The 17,339-nt window shown below is 40.0% G+C and carries 17 protein-coding genes and 1 pseudogene; 6 read left to right on the top strand and 12 right to left on the bottom strand.

The window, feature by feature from the left end; all coding sequences use genetic code 11:
- Window positions 1-133: 133 nt before the first annotated feature.
- The 3 genes from KO534_RS08415 to KO534_RS08405 all read right to left on the bottom strand — a co-directional run bounded on the left by KO534_RS08415 (window position 134) and on the right by KO534_RS08405 (window position 2,428).
- On the bottom strand, window positions 134-1,330 hold the full coding sequence (locus tag KO534_RS08415; RefSeq protein WP_215929197.1) for a capsule biosynthesis protein: 1,197 nt from the start codon (window positions 1,328-1,330) through the stop codon (window positions 134-136).
- Between the two features lie 290 nt (window positions 1,331-1,620).
- The gene (locus KO534_RS08410) at window positions 1,621-1,863 is read right to left on the bottom strand and encodes a hypothetical protein (protein WP_215929196.1); all 243 of its coding nucleotides are present in this window, start codon (window positions 1,861-1,863) and stop codon (window positions 1,621-1,623) included.
- A 97-nt stretch (window positions 1,864-1,960) separates the two neighbouring features.
- A complete protein-coding gene (locus tag KO534_RS08405) occupies window positions 1,961-2,428 on the bottom strand; it encodes a hypothetical protein (protein ID WP_215929195.1) in 468 nt (155 codons plus the stop codon).
- Window positions 2,429-2,561: 133 nt separating this feature from the next.
- On the opposite strand from KO534_RS08405, the gene KO534_RS08400 reads away from it, so the two are divergent.
- From KO534_RS08400 to KO534_RS08390, 3 genes are all read left to right on the top strand, one after another.
- Window positions 2,562-3,302 carry a dienelactone hydrolase family protein gene (locus KO534_RS08400; RefSeq protein ID WP_215929194.1) on the top strand — a complete coding sequence of 247 codons (741 nt, stop codon included), beginning with the start codon at window positions 2,562-2,564 and terminating at the stop codon, window positions 3,300-3,302.
- 73 nt (window positions 3,303-3,375) lie between these two features.
- Window positions 3,376-4,134 carry a hypothetical protein gene (locus tag KO534_RS23395; protein ID WP_252732023.1) on the top strand — a complete coding sequence of 253 codons (759 nt, stop codon included), beginning with the start codon at window positions 3,376-3,378 and terminating at the stop codon, window positions 4,132-4,134.
- A gap of 293 nt (window positions 4,135-4,427) precedes the next feature.
- Entirely contained in the window at window positions 4,428-4,973 is a 546-nt protein-coding gene (locus KO534_RS08390) for a hypothetical protein (protein ID WP_215929193.1), read from the top strand.
- Window positions 4,974-5,120: 147 nt separating this feature from the next.
- On the opposite strand, the gene KO534_RS08385 is transcribed toward KO534_RS08390, so the two are convergent.
- Entirely contained in the window at window positions 5,121-6,956 is a 1,836-nt protein-coding gene (locus KO534_RS08385) for a DUF885 domain-containing protein (RefSeq protein ID WP_215929192.1), read from the bottom strand.
- A 188-nt stretch (window positions 6,957-7,144) separates the two neighbouring features.
- Here KO534_RS08385 and ansA point away from each other — a divergent pair, with 188 nt between their 5' ends.
- Window positions 7,145-8,152, top strand: a complete 1,008-nt coding sequence (gene ansA, locus KO534_RS08380; protein WP_215929191.1) for an asparaginase — start codon at window positions 7,145-7,147, stop codon at window positions 8,150-8,152.
- A 451-nt stretch (window positions 8,153-8,603) separates the two neighbouring features.
- Here ansA and KO534_RS08375 read toward each other — a convergent pair whose 3' ends face one another.
- From KO534_RS08375 to prmB, 4 genes are all read right to left on the bottom strand, one after another.
- Complete coding sequence (locus KO534_RS08375; protein ID WP_007617424.1) at window positions 8,604-8,810, bottom strand: cold-shock protein; 207 nt, start codon at window positions 8,808-8,810, stop codon at window positions 8,604-8,606.
- Between the two features lie 380 nt (window positions 8,811-9,190).
- Complete coding sequence (locus tag KO534_RS08370) at window positions 9,191-10,360, bottom strand: MFS transporter (protein WP_436836578.1); 1,170 nt, start codon at window positions 10,358-10,360, stop codon at window positions 9,191-9,193.
- Window positions 10,361-10,425: 65 nt separating this feature from the next.
- Window positions 10,426-11,532: a chorismate synthase gene (gene aroC, locus KO534_RS08365; RefSeq protein ID WP_215929189.1), complete on the bottom strand. Its 1,107-nt coding sequence runs from the start codon at window positions 11,530-11,532 to the stop codon at window positions 10,426-10,428.
- A gap of 55 nt (window positions 11,533-11,587) precedes the next feature.
- On the bottom strand, window positions 11,588-12,541 hold the full coding sequence (gene prmB, locus KO534_RS08360; protein ID WP_215929188.1) for a 50S ribosomal protein L3 N(5)-glutamine methyltransferase: 954 nt from the start codon (window positions 12,539-12,541) through the stop codon (window positions 11,588-11,590).
- A 100-nt stretch (window positions 12,542-12,641) separates the two neighbouring features.
- Between prmB and smrB the strand changes: the two genes are divergently transcribed.
- Window positions 12,642-13,217 (top strand): endonuclease SmrB, encoded by a 576-nt coding sequence (gene smrB, locus KO534_RS08355; RefSeq protein ID WP_215929187.1) that lies wholly within the window; start codon window positions 12,642-12,644, stop codon window positions 13,215-13,217.
- 80 nt (window positions 13,218-13,297) lie between these two features.
- On the opposite strand, the pseudogene KO534_RS08350 reads toward smrB, so the two are convergent.
- Both KO534_RS08350 and KO534_RS08345 read right to left on the bottom strand, forming a co-directional pair.
- Window positions 13,298-13,629, bottom strand: a pseudogene (locus KO534_RS08350) (DMT family transporter).
- A gap of 90 nt (window positions 13,630-13,719) precedes the next feature.
- Window positions 13,720-13,977: a Rho-binding antiterminator gene (locus KO534_RS08345; RefSeq protein ID WP_215929186.1), complete on the bottom strand. Its 258-nt coding sequence runs from the start codon at window positions 13,975-13,977 to the stop codon at window positions 13,720-13,722.
- Between the two features lie 146 nt (window positions 13,978-14,123).
- Here KO534_RS08345 and KO534_RS08340 point away from each other — a divergent pair, with 146 nt between their 5' ends.
- Entirely contained in the window at window positions 14,124-14,285 is a 162-nt protein-coding gene (locus tag KO534_RS08340; protein ID WP_215929185.1) for a DUF2986 domain-containing protein, read from the top strand.
- A gap of 211 nt (window positions 14,286-14,496) precedes the next feature.
- Here KO534_RS08340 and KO534_RS08335 read toward each other — a convergent pair whose 3' ends face one another.
- Both KO534_RS08335 and KO534_RS08330 read right to left on the bottom strand, forming a co-directional pair.
- Window positions 14,497-16,236, bottom strand: coding sequence for an EAL domain-containing response regulator (locus KO534_RS08335; RefSeq protein ID WP_215929184.1), 1,740 nt, complete (start codon window positions 16,234-16,236; stop codon window positions 14,497-14,499).
- A 22-nt stretch (window positions 16,237-16,258) separates the two neighbouring features.
- Window positions 16,259-17,290, bottom strand: a complete 1,032-nt coding sequence (locus KO534_RS08330; protein WP_215929183.1) for a hypothetical protein — start codon at window positions 17,288-17,290, stop codon at window positions 16,259-16,261.
- Window positions 17,291-17,339: the final 49 nt, after the last annotated feature.

Raw genomic sequence — 17,339 nt, 5'->3', positions numbered from 1 at the left:
AATTGAAATGGAATTTCCGTCGCTTGAGATCACAGCGACTACTTCGATTAATTCCAGTGAAGTAACTTGTTGTTTAATTCGCGCAACACCATGGTTTCAGCCTGGTTAAGGCAATGTCCACTTTTCACTGAGATTAACTGAGTATGATTTTTGAAATAGCCGCGAAAGTGTTAGTTGGTTTCATATAAAAACTTCCAGGTATTTGGTTGTTTTCCTTCAAGAATCGTGTGAATTTCGAAAACTTATCAACGCAAGGTTTACAAGATATATTCCAAAACTCATGCAGTTCTTTTTGGCTCGTCATGCCTTCAATATTATAGATTGCGTTACCTAGCACTTTAGTTGGTGTGCCATGATGAAGTGATGAAATACCCACGGTGCTGTTAACCGTAATCGTCCCCTTTGCATGTTTTAATAAGGTAGGCAGGTGGGTGTCATGACAATAAATCACCCGCTGATTAAGATCGTATGCATAACAAAGCTTCTTGATGAATCTTTGGTAATTAGTAAAACCTCTATCCATTGGGTGATGTTTAAAGACTAGAAAATCATCTTTATCAGCATTTTTTGCAAAGGACTCAATCACAGTGCTTATAAATTCTTCGACAGAGCCAAACGGTGAATGAAACAGAATTTGACTATCTACACTGACTTGTAATGGCACCAGAAAATACTGTTTAGAGAGACTACTTTTAACGGACTTTGATAACTTATAATCGTTGTATGCGTAGGTCACTTTCCTTACCGCAGCTCTAATCCAACTATAAGTTTCTTCGCTGAACAACCAAGGCCTATGATGAATATAATGTTTGTATTTGTAGGCATAGATAAGTTTAAAAAAATAATAAATAAATGCGTTTACTGACATAAACCAAAATGAGTTTTTTCGTGTCAAGTTTTCGCCTTCGGATAGTGATAAACCAGTTTCATTAAACTGTTCAAATAACTCGTAGGAAAATAATGAATTACTATTCACCCCTTCTCGTTCAAGGGTGATAAATGATGGGCGCAAATACCCCTCTTCGAATGCCCACAGCTGCATACCTTGTTCTGAAGCGACCTTTTTAGCTATACGATGGTAAAATCTGCAATCGCCAAACACCACAATATCCGTAATATTATGCTTGCTTACGTACGCTTTCAAAAACTCAGACCAATCTTGTGGCTTTCCTACATAGGCTGTGGTGCGTTTACTTCGAGAAAAAATATCATCACCACCATTCAAGGTAATTTGATAGGTTGTGACATCTTCTTGTTTTGCCATGAAGTCTGCTAATTGTCTAAAAAACGAGCCTACGGGGCCCTGTAAAAATAGTATATTTTTGTGCATCTTAAACCTATGGGAGCTGGAAAGCAGAATAGTAAACTTCCCGAAAATTAAAACTATTACAAAATGTAATTGAACCGACTACAAAATGTAACTGAGTCTTTTGTAAGGTAATTTTTTGCGCAAAAAAGAGTAAACACTTAACAAATCAGAGGTGGCTTTAATTCGATTTGACTTGAAAAATGCCCTACTGCTATAAAATAGTGGCGGGCGTGGAACACTAGAAATACCGCAATTCCTTCTGCCATTACAAATTTAACGTGATAGCACTATGACTATACCGAATATCAATTTTATTCTTTGGGCTCTTTATCGCCCTCTTGTTGTTTTTTCACTTCCTGTTTGCGCTCGGTCACTGCTTTAATAGTGGTTTCAGCACTTGGATCAGGCAAGATCATTTGAAAAAACAATCCAAAGGCAATCGCCCCTGCTTTGCGATTTTTAGCCCAAGTTATCATTTTTATACAAAAGTAAATAACGCCCAAAAAATATACCCAAGGTTTCAGAATTTGCCACAAAACAATTAAAATATCCATAATCTTTCTCAATAAATGACCAACCCAATACAGCCAGCCTTAAAATTTGCTGTAAGGCAAAATGTCAATAACGTTATTTGCCGACTCGAAATTTGAATTAAGAAATTTGATTGTCAGATTCATCACTTTGAATCTGCTTATGGTGAACGTTCAAAGTAGGTGTGGGCTCGAAAGTGAGCGCTAATGTCTGTAAAAAATTAAATCTAGTAGAAAGTTTAACTAGGTAAACCTCACAAAAAACAGCGAAACAGCTTTGCCGCTCCTTTTGAAACTCTCGCCTAACCCTGCGATCTAACATCCACTTGAATTGGTACTGTTGCTTAAGGTTGTGTTTTTGCTGCAGTAAATGGCGCTGCGATAACTCGCTAAGATTTGATTGAACAACTCGCGCACGGATAGAATTATTATGAATATTCCTATCTATTTCACTTGTTCTAGCATCTTCAATATGAAAGATTCGACCAGTGTTGTGTTTATTTTCAGTATGATCAAGATAATGAAACTGAACCGTCACAAAACAAGCAGCAAAAAATATCGCCACCACTTTGCCGAATACACGATTCATAACTTACTGAGAATTAACGCTTTCATAGTAATCTAAATGTAGGCAGGTCGCGAAAACACAAGCAATAGAATTCAATTTAAACAGGTCAAGCTATTTAGCGACCTAAATGTGTAAGACTTATGTGAGGAAGTCCATGATAATCCAGCATCAATATAGTGATATTCAAACTAAAACAGGCCTAATGCGTACATCGGTAATTCGCCCAGCTGAGGAAGGAAGTTTTCCTACCATAGTCTTCTACTCAGAGATATTTCAACAAACTAGTCCTATTACCCGCAGTGCACAAATACTGGCAGGTCACGGTTTTGTGGTACTAGTCCCTGAAATTTTTCATGAACTCAACCCAATTGGAACGGTATTAGCCTATGACGACCCAGGAAAAGACAAAGGCAATGCAGACAAATTTACAAAACCCCTAGAAGATCACGACTCTGATACCCAGGCCATGGTTGAATTTGTACAACAACAAAGTTACTGCAACGGAGTAATCTCAGTGATGGGTGTCTGTATTGGAGGCCACCTAGCATTCAGAGCGGCGTTAAACCCCTATGTGGCTGGGGCGTTTTGTTTATATCCTACAGATATTCACTCGAACACTTTACCATGCAAGCCAGACAATGATTCTTTGAGTAGAAGTGGGGATATTCGCTGCCCTATGATATTAGTGTTTGGTAAACAAGATCCCCATGTGTCTGCAGACGGACGCCAACTAATTCATCAAACTCTTAGTCAAAATAAGTGCAACTTTAATTGGCATGAAGTTAACGCCCAACATGCTTTTATGCGTGACGAAGGTGATAGGTACGACGCAGCACTAGCTATGCAAATGTATAGAATGGCGATTGATTTTTTTCACAGTATTCAACATCACTAACTCAGCTATGATCCATACGATGCTTCTGAGGCAGCTTAGACTACCTATTTTTATATTGTTAGTCGTTTCTGTAATGCCGTGTAAAGCGGTGACTGTTGATCAATTTAGTGTTCATGGTTTATCTAGCTTTGAGGAAGAGCAAGCCAATATGTTGCAAAATTGGCTAACCCAAGGTGTTAACGCCACGCGAGCTACCTTAGGGATTTACCCTACCCCGCTGTCACTGCATCTTTATCCTAGAAAGTCCAATCAACCGGTGCCTTGGGCCTTTACACGACGTGACAACAAAGGCAGCGTTCATTTTTATGTAGACCCACGATTCGGCCTGACTAAATTTGTCGATGATTGGACTATTTATCACGAACTAGCCCATATGGCTCTGCCTTATTTAGGAGCAAAATATCGCTGGTTATCAGAAGGTTTTGCCAGTTTCATGCAATATCAAATTATGGCGCAGGCTGGAATATTAAAGGGAAGTTTAACTAACAACTACACTGCAAAAATTAGCCCCCACTTACGTTGGTTTAACAGTGACTTAAGCGCAGCATCGATTGCTAGTAGACTCATGGACAATAAGCAGTATCCAGCCGCCTATTGGGGCAGCGCCTATTTTTTTGTATTAGCTGACTCTAAATTACAAAGGAAACATAAAATCAATTTGTCGCAACTGATCAATGTTTATCAGGAGTGTTGCCGTGAACAAGACCATAACCTGGAAGACGTCATTACCTCCCTTGATGGACTCATCGAAGACAAGCTGTTTAGTGAATTAATTCACGACTTCAAAAACCTCGCAGCTAGAGAGTTGTATCCTGAGGTTTTTGTTCAATAAAGTTAAAAATTGAAAGGCTTAAATTGGCATCTACGATTCAATACCAGTGACTTCGAACCTTGGCACTGAATTTGGCTTTCTACCTAAAAGACCTACCTCAATGGTCTTCTGCCGTGTTATCTCGAAGTAGCGGAGAGCTGCACTTATTTGTGCTACCCAACCAAATTAGCAGCTATTGCATAGCCCATATATAAGGTCTATTCTTTTTCGACAATTCGAGTAAAAAATGCACGATATCGACTTTTTTTAAGTCTCGGTTACAAAGGCTTTATCAACAATAAATGGAGATAACAATGAGTGATGTTAAATTATTACCTATGTCAGCAAATCTGTCTTTAGCCGAGGGAGAGGTTGGTGTAGGCACGTTCGATGTTACTTGCCCCGGGATCATACAGTGCTTTGCCATTATAGGTGTAAGAGGCAATGCGTTAATCGCTACTCACGTGACACCAGGTACAAATCAGCAACAGATGGAAGATACTTTCGAAAATTTAAAAGGTATAGGTGGCGATGATGTATCAAGCTGGTACATCCTAGGTCCTAAGGCTGTGCATTTTAGCTATTCTCGAATCTGGAAATCCACTAAAGCCATAAAAAATACTTTTAAAAGTATGCTGAATGCCAAATCTGCATCGCACTACATGTTAGATACCTCTGAGGAACTATCAACTAAAGTACTCGACGCAAGATATAATATGATGGTAATTGCTTCTGCCATTGATATTAGGGCAACAAGTCAAGGGATCGGGACTAAGTTTGACTATCGGTTTCGTGTATCGCCAAGAACGCATTTGAATGATTGGCACGGTTTTGATCTGACAAAATTTCAACGCATTTAGCACAATCATTTTGTTTAAACATTTGTCTAAACGCAAATAAGTGAATTCTAAGTGAACACCAACGGCGATTCTAAGTTAATTATGGTTTATAGAAACCTCTTTATAGCAAGGAAACCCAACCTCTAAGTTTGGCTCCCTTCCAAAATACTAAATTGTTTGCTTCGCTATCCATCGGTCAATTTTGGCTTCAAGAATAGGCATAGGCAAAGCGCCGTCTATTAATATTTGAGTATGAAATTTTTTCACATCAAATTTATCTCCTAACGCTTGCTGGGCCTTGTTTCTGAGCATGCGAATATGCCGTTGTCCGATTTTGTAACTTACCGCTTGTCCGCCAATGGCGATATAACGTTCTACTTCGGCTTCGATGTCAGTCAATGCAAGAGAGGAGTTGTCTGTCATAAAATCAATGGCTTGTTGTCTGCTCCAACCAAAGGCGTGTAAACCCGTATCAACAACTAATCGCATGGCACGAAGTTGCTCGTCTGATAATCGCCCGTACCACATGTAAGGGTCGCTAAATAAGCCCATTTCTTTGCCTAAACTTTCTGCATATAAAGCCCATCCCTCTGCAAACACTGTGTATCCGCCAAATTTACGAAAATCTGGCAGGCTTTCTACTTCCTGTTGAATGGCAATTTGGAAGTGATGGCCTGGCGCTGCTTCATGCACACTTAGGGTTTCCATTAAATATTTAGGCTGCGCCTTTAAGTTATAGGCATTGATATAAAATATACCGGGCCTTGAACCATCAGGTGCTGGACTTTGGTAACTGGCGCCCGCCGATGATGCAGCACGATACGCTTCAACAGCTCTTACCTCATAATCTGCTTTTGGAAAAACTTCAAACAATAACGGTACACGGCTATCAATCTTTTGTTTAACTTGAGTATAACCATCGATCAACGCTTGCTCTGAATCAAAGAAAAATTGCTCGTCTGTGCGTAAGAATTCGAAAAATGCCGCTAAATCGCCTTCAAACCCAACGGTTTCTTTTACTTTGGTCATTTCAGCTAAAATACGTGCGACTTCTTGTTGCCCAAAGTTATGAATTTCTTCAGCGTTTAGCGCTAAAGTTGTGTTGGTTTTAATTTTATAGTCATACCACGCCTTACCATTAGGTAAGTCTGCTAGACCAAAGGTATCGCGGCCATTGGGTAAATATTCCTCAGACATAAAAGTATATACTCGGCGATACGCTGGAATAATCACGTTTTGTATGGTTTTAAGGTAGTCGCTTTTGATTTGCGCTTTATCGAGATCCGTTATGTTGTCGTTTTCTTCGAGGGATTGTAACGGTCCATAAAAGACACTTTCGGTGAGATCTTCAACCATATGCGCCTGCAACTGAGGCAATACTTTTTTAATTAACGGCTTAGGAAGTACCACAGTCTTTTCTATGCCTTCTTTCATTGCTTCAATGGAACTATCCATATAAGTAGCAAAACCATTAGCACGACTCATAAAGTTACGATAATCATCTGCAGTATTAAAAGGTTGAGCACTTTTTCCAGAGCCAAGAGAAGCAAACGCGCTATGTGCCCCGCCCATTTGATGGATAGGAATAAGGTGCCCTGGAAATTTTGCGCCTTCGAGCGCTAATTTTCGGTCTCGCAAGAATATTTCGTAACTTAACAGGTCTTGTCCACTCAATGCAGAAGCATCAATAGCCTGTATCTTAGTTAAGTACTTTTGTTCAAAAGCTAAGGTTTCGGTCAAAGTTTGCTGGTTAATGGGTGGGTTAAACCTATCGTTGTAATCACTAACGCCTACGTACGTTGCAGATATTGGATTCATCTGCATTCTTTCAGCGAAGTAGGCTTTAAACAGCGCATTGGATTTTTGTGACTCGGTTTGTATTACTTGCGCACTATTGGTGTCTATTCTCGCGCCCAAATTGTCAGTTTTTGCCGAATTGGTGTGATTGCAGGCAACCAACCCCACTGAAAAAACAACAGTAAGAGCAAGGTGTTTTTTATTCATGTAATATCCTCTTTAATTAGGATTTCATTGTATCTTAGCTTTTAAGGTTCTGGGTAACAAAAGGCCGTCAGGATTCAGGTTTAGCCCATCAAGTTCAGTCGAAGTAAGTGATTGGAATGGATGGTTAAATTCGATCGCAGGGGTTACAGTAGTTTACAACATAGTCAAAAGGCGTTTTATTTCAATATATGAAAAAGCACATTTATGTCGCATACACAGGCGGAACCATTGGTATGCGCCCTTCTTCCCTTGGATTTGTTCCAGCGGCGGGGTTTCTTAGCGAAACCGTAGCCAACATGCCCGAATTTCACCGTAATGAAATGCCCAATTTTACGATCCATGAATACGATAATTTGATTGACTCCTCGGATATGGATCCAAGTGACTGGCAAAAAATTGCCAACGACATTTTTCGGAACTACCAGCAATATGATGGTTTTATCATTCTCCATGGCACCGACACTATGGCGTACACTGCATCAGCGCTATCCTTTATTTTAGAGGATCTGGGTAAACCTGTCATAGTAACAGGCTCGCAAATTCCACTTGCTCAATTACGTTCAGATGGTCAAGTTAATCTCCTTAACGCCTTATATATCGCAGCCAACTATCCCATCGCTGAAGTTACGCTGTTTTTTAACAATCAGCTATTTAGAGGCAACCGCAGCCGCAAACTTGATGCGGATGGTTTTAACGCTTTTGATTCTCCTAATTTCCCAGCATTACTCAAAGCGGGTATCAATATTGAAGTGGATAAAAATATTTTGGGTATCACCGCGGATAAAAAGCTCCATGTAAGTCCAGTCAAATCACAGCCTATTGGGGTAGTGACTTTATATCCGGGGATCAGCGCAGAGGTGTTAAAAAACACTCTACAACAGCCGGTTAAAGCTTTAATTTTATTAAGCTTTGGAGTAGGAAACGCACCACAAAACGCAGCACTTTTAGAGCAACTATCTTCCGCTGACCAACAAGGTATTATTGTTTTAAATTGTACTCAGTGTGTTCGTGGCAAAGTTAATATGACCGGTTACGCGAATGGTCACGTTTTACGAGAAGTCGGCGTTGTCTCAGGCCAAGATATGACACCAGAAGCGGCACTCGCAAAATTACATTATTTACTCAGTAAAGACCTTCCACCTAGCCTTATCAAGCGTCAACTTATTGATAATTTGCGGGGAGAGTTGACAGAGTAACGTCCCCAATGATGGCACCAACCTAGTCATGTCGTTGAACAGATAACGATTATGAGCAAAGTGAATGTTCTTTCATTTTTCCTCAGTGATCTGTGCGCCTCAAGCCATTGAATACTATGGAATCTTTAGATGACAATTCATATTTAACCTGAGCTCGGGTTAAGACGTGCCGCTTCCTCTAAAGTAAATATAATAAAAACAATAGGTTATAATTTAATTACTTATTTAGCCGCCAATTTAATGCATCCAGTGCTGATATTATTGCGTTTATCAAGGCGAGATTGTGAAGCAATAGCCAGCTATTGCGAGCAAGTTCAACGAAGATAGGCGCAATAATAGCGGTGCTGGACGGTATGGCTTATCCCGAGTTCAGGTTATTTACTTTATGACAGGCATAAAAAAAGCAAACTCTAGAGTTTGCTTTTTCTTATAGAATTTAATTATTCGATAATTAAAGTACTACGATGTTCTCAGCTTGAGGACCTTTTTGGCCTTGAGTTACAGTGAACTCAACTTTTTGACCTTCGGCCAAAGTTTTAAAGCCAGTACCTGTGATAGCACGGAAATGAGCAAAAACATCAGGGCCGTTTTCTTGTTGAATGAAACCGAAACCTTTAGATTCGTTAAACCATTTTACTGTACCAGTAGTTGCAGACATAGTCTTTCCTATATTTTTCAAGAGTAATTGTGTCTCCTAAGAGACGTTAGTTGTGCTGAAGTGTGTTGCAATTACTTATGAGCTACGAGACCGGGTACTACAATGGAACGTCGAAACAATGTACATAAATATCAAACTTACTTTCAAGCATGGGTAGTATATATCTAACATACTGCAGGTCAACAACTATTATCAAGAAACTGGTCTAACAAGGCTTTTTGTTTCAACAAGTTAGTCACAAATCTGTCATATTTTTGCTATCTTTACTGGTAACGATTAGGCTCAATTAACTGTTTATATATCAATCAATCCAATAAAGTCATACACTATTAGATGTTGATATCTAAATACTGATCCTAATATTTGTCTATTCGAAAATATTACATACGTTTAGAAGACACAAAAAATAAGCTTACTGCAGAAAACACAGCTGCAATAGCAGCTAAAGTAAAGGTTTGCTCGGCTCCGTGACCTTGTTGCCAAAAATACCCCGCTCCATAGCCACCAACTGCCCCGCCAATACCAAAACCCACACTGAGATAAATAGCTTGTCCTTGGCTTTGAAACCTATTGCCAAAATAATGATGAATAAAGTGCATAGATGCCGCATGTGTCATGCCAAAACTAAATGCATGCAACATTTGGCTAAACACTAATATCGCTGGGTTGTTTGCAGCTACAGCTAACAGATACCAACGAAGTGCAGTGAGTAAAGTACTGATGACCAAAATCCACTTAACACCAAAGAACTTAATCAATTTACCGGCTTGCAAGAAAATGATCACTTCCGCCAACACTCCGATAGCTATAAGCCACCCAGTCGCTTGACCGCTATAATCTAAATCCACTAGGTATAGCGCAAAAAAACCATAATAAGCCCCAAAACTAAGCTGTAACAAAGCAACAGAGAGTAAAAATGCGTAAAAGACTGGCGTATTGATTTTATGCCAAATCGACTCATGTAGTGGGTTAGTGCTTTTTTCAACCTTGGGCGCTTTGAGCCATAAGGTGATGATAAAAAGGCTAAACAATACTAATGCACCTACGTAAATAGGTGCTTCGCTTGAGAAAACATCAATCATTTTCCCAGTAAAGATAGTGAGCAAAATATATCCAATACTGCCCCACAATCGAATTCGTCCATATCGGCTAGCGTGGCCATATACACAATTTAAGGTTAATCCCTCAATTTGCGGCAAAATTGCGGTCCAAAACATCATCATCAGCGCAAGGCTTAATGTTAGCGACCAAAAACCATCAACAAAAAATACTAAGCTAAAAGTAGCGAATGTTAACAATGCGCCAAGTTGCAATACCCTGAGCGCCCTACCCGATTTATCTGCGAGTATTGCCCATAAGTTAGGACCTGCTATGCGGGCCACAGTTATCAACGCAAAAAGTTCACCTATTTCAGTGGACGAAAATCCCCTGCCATCTAAAAATACCCCAAGGTAAGGCATCAACACGCCAAATTGCCCGAAATAAAAAAGATAGGTAATCGCGAGTAAAATTAAATTAGAGTTTGAAAAGGCAGATTTAGGCAAGGGCAATACTTAAATAGATGAAAAATAAATTAGGCGTACTCCACAAGAACACGCCTAAATGTCAGCAAAGCTTATCGAGCTTTTACTTGTGCTGGAATAACCGGTGTAGCGCTATGGACATCCGCATTTTGGCCACGATCTCTTAATAAATGATCCATCACCACTAATGCCATCATGGCTTCTGCAATAGGTACTGCACGGATCCCCACACAAGGATCGTGCCTACCTTTTGTAATGACTTCTGCAGTATTGCCGTGTATATCGATAGTTTCACCAGGGACACTGATACTAGAAGTGGGTTTAAGTGCCATATGCACCACTAAATCTTGCCCAGTAGAAATGCCTCCCAATACGCCACCAGAACGGTTAGAAGCAAAACCATCAGGGGTTAATTCGTCGCGATGTTCACTGCCTTTTTGTTCCACAGTAGCAAAACCGTCTCCTACTTCTACCCCCTTAACTGCATTAATACCCATCATCGCATGAGCTAAATCCGCATCAAGTCGGTCAAAAATAGGTTCACCTAAACCAACTGGCATGTTAGTGGCAACCACTGATACTTTGGCACCAATAGAGTCACCTTGTTTTTTGAGGTCGCGCATATAAGCATCTAGCGCTTCGAGCTTACTTTGGTCGGGGCAGAAAAACGCATTGGTATTCGTCACACTATGATCAACGGTTTCTACTTTGATTGGCCCTAACTGCGACAAGTAACCATGGATCTCTACTCCATGATGCTGTTTGAGATACTTTTTGGCCACGCCACCAGCCGCAACACGAATAGCGGTTTCGCGCGCAGAAGAACGACCACCGCCTCGATAATCCCGCAATCCATACTTTTGTTGATAAGTGTAGTCAGCATGTCCTGGGCGGAAGGTATCTTTGATTTTGGAATAATCATTACTGCGTTGATCTGTGTTATTGATTAATAAACCAATACTGGTACCTGTGGTTTTGCCCTCAAACACTCCGGACAAAATTTTCACTTCGTCTTCTTCACGTCTGGCAGTGGTATATCTTGAGGTACCGGGCTTGCGTCTGTCTAAGTCAACTTGTAAATCTGCTTCACTTAAATCTAAACCGGGAGGACACCCATCGATAATGCCACCTATAGCAATACCATGGCTTTCGCCAAAGGTGGTGACAGTGAATAACTTACCGAAAGTGTTTCCAGCCATAATTTTAAAATCCTATTGTCTTATATACGTTTATTCTAAACTCAATTTATGCATTTTAATGGTCAACAGAGCGCCAGTACTCAACTAAATCGTTCTTGCTTATAGCAAATACACCATGACCACCATTTTCAAACTCAACCCACTGAATTGGTAATTCCGGGTAGCGGCTAAACATATGTACTTCGCTGTTGCCTACCTCAACAAATAACCAACCGTTGGCGGTTAAATGCATAGGGGCCTGACGCAAAATATGGTCGACCAAATCCAAACCATCATTGCCAGCGGCCAACGCCAATTCTGGCTCGTGGTGAAACTCTTGAGGCAAATCATCCATATCCTCGGCGTCAACGTAAGGTGGATTACTCACGATTAAATCGTATTGCTGACCTTGCAACGCTCCCATTAAATCAGAATTGATGGGGTACACCCTGTGATTCAATCCATGTTCTGTGATATTGAGTTCAGCAACATCTAGGGCATCTTGGCTAATATCCACAGCATCCACCTGCGCCTCTTCAAACGCATACGCCAACGCAATAGCAATACAACCACCACCAGTGCACAGATCTAAAATATGCTGTGGCTCAGAGTCGCCAATCCATTCTTCAAAATGGTTTTTAATTAATTCAGCAAAAGGTGAGCGAGGGATAAGTACTCGCTCATCTACGTAAAACGGCAAATCACAGAACCAAGCTTGATTAGTTAAATAAGGTACCGGAATTCGTTCATCAACGCGGCGTTTTACTATAGCAATAATTTTTAATTTTTCAGGTAGGGTCAAACGACTATGAAACAACTGGTCACCGGTTTGCATCGGCAAACTTTGCTCTAAATGCAAAAGCTGTAATATTAAACTCACGGCTTCATCCCACGGATTATCTGTACCATGGCCATAATACAAGCCAGCCTCATTAAAACAGGTTACTGACCACCTCACCATATCTAACATAGTGTGGAGGTCTTGCGCTATTTGCTGGGCTTCTAATTCTGTAAAAGTATCTGTGGTCATGTTATCGCTTAATAAATCTAGGTTTGTAAACCCTGAATACATATGCTCTTGTAGCAAACTTTGTTATGCTAAGCCTATAGCAAATATGTACCTGTAATGAATGAAAATCACGCCACATCGCCCAAAAATTCAACCAGAAAATGAAGAACCAGATCTTTTTAAAAATCAGTTCAAAGATGTAGCGCCAATAAAGCAGGACAAAATACCGCCTCAGCGCTATTCCAGCAAGCATAATTCGGGACTTACCCCAAAAAACAACAAAGATTTATCAGAAATTAAACAAGCCGCAGCAGCATTTGAGTTTTCAGATGGTTTTGAGGGCCACTTTGATATCGATCAACCTCTAAAATATGTCAAACCTGAGGCCGACAGTCATGAAGTAAAACGCCTCCGCCGAGGTGACTACCCACCGGATTTAATCCTCGACTTACACGGTTTAAAAAAAGAACAAGCCAAACACGAAATAGCCGCGCTAATTCACGCGGCACAAAAACAACATGTGTATTGTGTCTCGATTATGCACGGCAAAGGCACTTATGTACTCAAAAAATCCATTCCCAACTGGTTGATACAACACCCTGCGGTGTTGGGGTTTCACCAAGCCCCAAAAGAATGGGGAGGACAAGCCGCATTGCTCGTATTGATTGATTTGCCTTTGCATAGAGGCAAGTATTAAATCTGGCGCTATTTTTCACTAGTTGAATTGAGCTTTAATTTTTCCGACAACTCTTATCACTATTCAACCAATGCATTGTCTTAATGCGCACTCAATTTAGAAAACACCTTGATAACTCTGACACCAGACACAAGCAATCCCATGTCTAACATACTTGCTGAGTCTAACTTTTGGCCAAAAACCAACCACCCTGCTAGCGAAATTAATAGGATACCCAATCCTGCACAAACCGCCTATGCCGTACCAATAGGAATAGTTTTTAGAGTAAGAGACAGAAAATAAAATACGACCGCGTACCCCAATATGACTAACAGACTAGGTCAAAGTTTTGTAAAACCTTGACTCGATTTTCAGCTCGACGTCGCAACGACCTCAGCAATAACGGCCCCCCTAGAAACAACCAGTTTTTCATACAATTCTCTGATACTCACTGATATTCACAGACAAAACCTCAAATCTGATGCGACTTAAAAGCCTGACAAACTGATAGCTTGAGCACCTTCTAAAACTCTATTCGAGTAAACTTGGCATTGGCGGTTAATACTTCCATTGTTTTAAGATTAAGTGTCGCTATTTTTTGCGGCTGATTGCTTTCACACTCTAAAAGCAGCAGTTCTTTTTTATCTTCAATCACAGTAGTTTTGGGAACACCAACCAAGACTTCGCCACTTTTGAGGGTCACACGAACTTGATACCTATACATACAAGCTATTTCGAGATAATCGTAAAGGTCACAGGCGATGCTCTTATTTGCTTCCATAAATTCCACCTTCAGCACAATGTTTTACTACGACATATGACCCGATTATTAAAGATATTATTCCATTCAACACGAAAATACAGTTACTGCAAAGATGAAGATATTTAGTGATATAATAACGTACTGGAAAAACACAGAAGAGACTTATGAACAGACGCAAAAAAGGTAATCAAATTTTAAAAGCTCGGGCCAAAAAGGCGAACGCTAAGTTGTCATCAAAGAACAAACCTAGGTATATTAGTAAAGCTGATAGAGAAACGTTGAGTAACACTCCTGCCGAGGAAACCACCGCAGTGTCTGATGAATAAATTCAGACGCTCACTAGTAACTGAACGATTCAGTAAAAAACGAATTGCACCGACTCACCTAAGGTCAATGGTAACAAGTTTTAAAAGAGGCCATTATTCAAATTTCGGGAATTAAAGTCTTTTTGTAGCAACTTAATTTCACCCCAAAAAAGTATGTAGCACATCACAGCTTTAAAACTTCGTTTAAATTATTCCTACTAACCAGTTCAATTTATTTAGTTAGCATAAAAGGTTGATTAATTAACACCTTTTCAAAGTCTGTTTTTGTGACAGGTCGACTGTATACGTATCCTTGGATGTAGTCACATTCAAGTTCTTTAAGTAATTCAACTTGGCGTTGGTTCTCAACACCTTCAGCGACCACATCGATATCCATCCTTTTGCACAGCCCAATAATACTCTGCAGCATATTGATGACATCCTTGTTGGTTTCCAAATCGTCAATGAGAATTTTATCCAATTTGAGTACATCCACAGGTAGCTTAGTTAGATAGGCAAAAGATGAATACCCCGCACCAAAATCATCAATGGCGATACGCACTCCTAGCTCTTTTAGTTGCCACAAGACTTTTCCTGTTTGCTGTAAATCTTCTATTACGCAACCTTCGGTAATCTCAAGTTCTAGACTACTTGGAACAAGCCCAGTTCTTGTCAATAGGTAGCGTAATTCATCAACAATTTGGCTGTTTTTTAGTTGACGCGGAGAAACGTTTATAGATAAATTTAGTGATTCGCCGTATTGTTTTCTCAATCCGATAAGTTGAGTAATACTATTGTCTAGTAACCAACTGCCAATTTTCTCAATTTGCCCATCCAATTCGCTTAGACTAATAAATTCGATAGGCGACACCCATCCTAAAGACGAATGCTCCCAGCGCATCAACACTTCGGCATTTTCAACAACACCGTCTTCTAATCTAACTTTGGGTTGAAAGTACAAACTAAATTGATTGGTGTTGATCGCTTGCTGGATACTATTTTGGATAATTCTTTTACGCTTTTTTTCAGCGACATGTGTCGCATCGATCTTAACCACATGTGATTTATCACCTCTAAGCTGGCTGTCACGATAATCCTGTCCAGAAGTGTTTCGGATTGAATGTAGCAGTTGTTGAATATTCATACCTTCAAAAGGGGCTAGCGCATAAGCCAAATAACAATGAAACTCGGGAGCTCCATCGCTCTGCTCTGCAGTGAGTGATAGAGCTTTATCCAATAATGTTAACTGACTGTGCAATTGCTCATTACATTGTTCTTCAGGAACAATAACTAGTATTTGGTCAATATCCACAGCAAACATCTGACAATCCTTCGGCAAACAAAGTCCAATTGTCTTAGCCACTGAGTCTAAGGCTAAGTCGTGAGAGCCTCTTTGCTCCCAATATTGATCGTACAATGAAATATCTGAAACAATGATTGACGCTAGTGCAAATTCAGTTTTTTCTTTGAGTAAGCCCGTAATAGTTTTGTCAAACCTTACGCGCTCTGGTTTAACATACAGTTCAGTGAGTTGCTCTTTAGCGGTATTGTTAAGCCGTTGTTGGTATTCTTGAAATGCTACTTCGACTTCATCAATTAATTGTTGATTATTCCACGGCTTAGATAAAAATTTGTAAGCTGCGCCGGAATTCATCACATCCACGGCGGCCTCGAAATCAGCGTAACCAGTGATGATCATAGAGACAATATGTGGATAAGACTTTTTAATGGTTTTAACCAAAGTGCCACCATCAACATCTGGCATCCGAAAGTCCGATAAAACGACTTGGAAATCGTGTTCTTCAAGAATCTTTAACCCCTCTTTTGCACTGCTAGCAGTAAAGACTTGATATTTTGTGCGATTGAAGCTGCGTTTGATTGCTTTTAAAATACCTTCTTCGTCATCAACAACTAAGAGATTATATTGTTCAGGCGGCTCTAAAGTTAGATACTTGTGTTGCAAATTTGACATAATAATAATTCCTAAAACTCTGTTAAAACGTATATTTTGTTTCTAATCTAAATCTAACACCCTGTTCAGGGGCGCCTAGCAAACGTTGGGTTCGAGACAAACGTCCACCAACCCACAACTTTTTGCTTAACCTGTGGCGAATACGTAAATCCCAACCTTTAAAGTTACTTGTAGCAAACCGACTTGAAGCGTTTTGGGCAAACTCAGTCACCACAGCAAAGCGCTCAACGTGTAAATACTTGAGTTGGGTTAAATAACTACCGATGTTTTTCAATTCTCCGTGTTTGATTTCAAAGGTATAACTCAAATTTTGCCCATCAAATTCATCCCTAAACTCCAAAGGGGTATTTTTTACCGACCAACCCACATCGGTTCCAAACTGCCACGTACCACGTTTAATGGCCCCTGAAAAACGTATAAATTGATTGTCAAATTGAGTGTCTTTTTTAGCATAAACGGCATCTGAATCACCACGATAGTCCACCAGCCAAGGAGACAACGTGATCTCTCCAAAATCCGTAGACAGCTTTGTTTGGTATTGAAAAATTGACATATGACCAATAGTGTTGCTATGACCATCCAATGGCTTGAAAGACGCAAATTTGAGTCTATTTGCGGTTCCTAGTTTGTAATCAAGATGAATGCCAATTGGATTTAGATGCCGGTCCCAAAATAGGTCGGTCACCTGATGTGTTTTCCAAGGAATTTTTCCAGCAAATAACGTCATTTTCCCAAATTGTGCTTTAGCATATAAACGCGACAGATAAACATCCTTATCTCCGGCTGCTTGGTCAGTAATTTGATGCAAAGTAATGGCAGGCACATTCTGTTTATTTTTCAAACCAGTTCTAAGCTGCGCAACAAGGGTCCACACATCATTAAACTCATTGGTAAAACCAATAGCTGCGATGGCTCTAATCCTTTTACGCGGTGCGAGATTGATTTGATCAGTTTCATTTTCGTATCTAACTAACACACTGCCATCAAATTCAGTCGCTCGACTCGTTGCTATTAACAAGGTCCATAAAACGATACCTACTACAAATATTTTCATTTTAGTCTTTCCTAGTTACAACTTTGCATTATCAGAAACGATGTCACTC

The sequence above is a fragment of the Paraglaciecola arctica genome (assembly GCF_018861065.1).
Classification (GTDB): Bacteria; Pseudomonadota; Gammaproteobacteria; order Enterobacterales; family Alteromonadaceae; genus Paraglaciecola; species Paraglaciecola arctica_B.
Note: the sequence above shows the minus strand (reverse complement) of the source record. Positions and strands in the feature narration are given on the sequence as shown.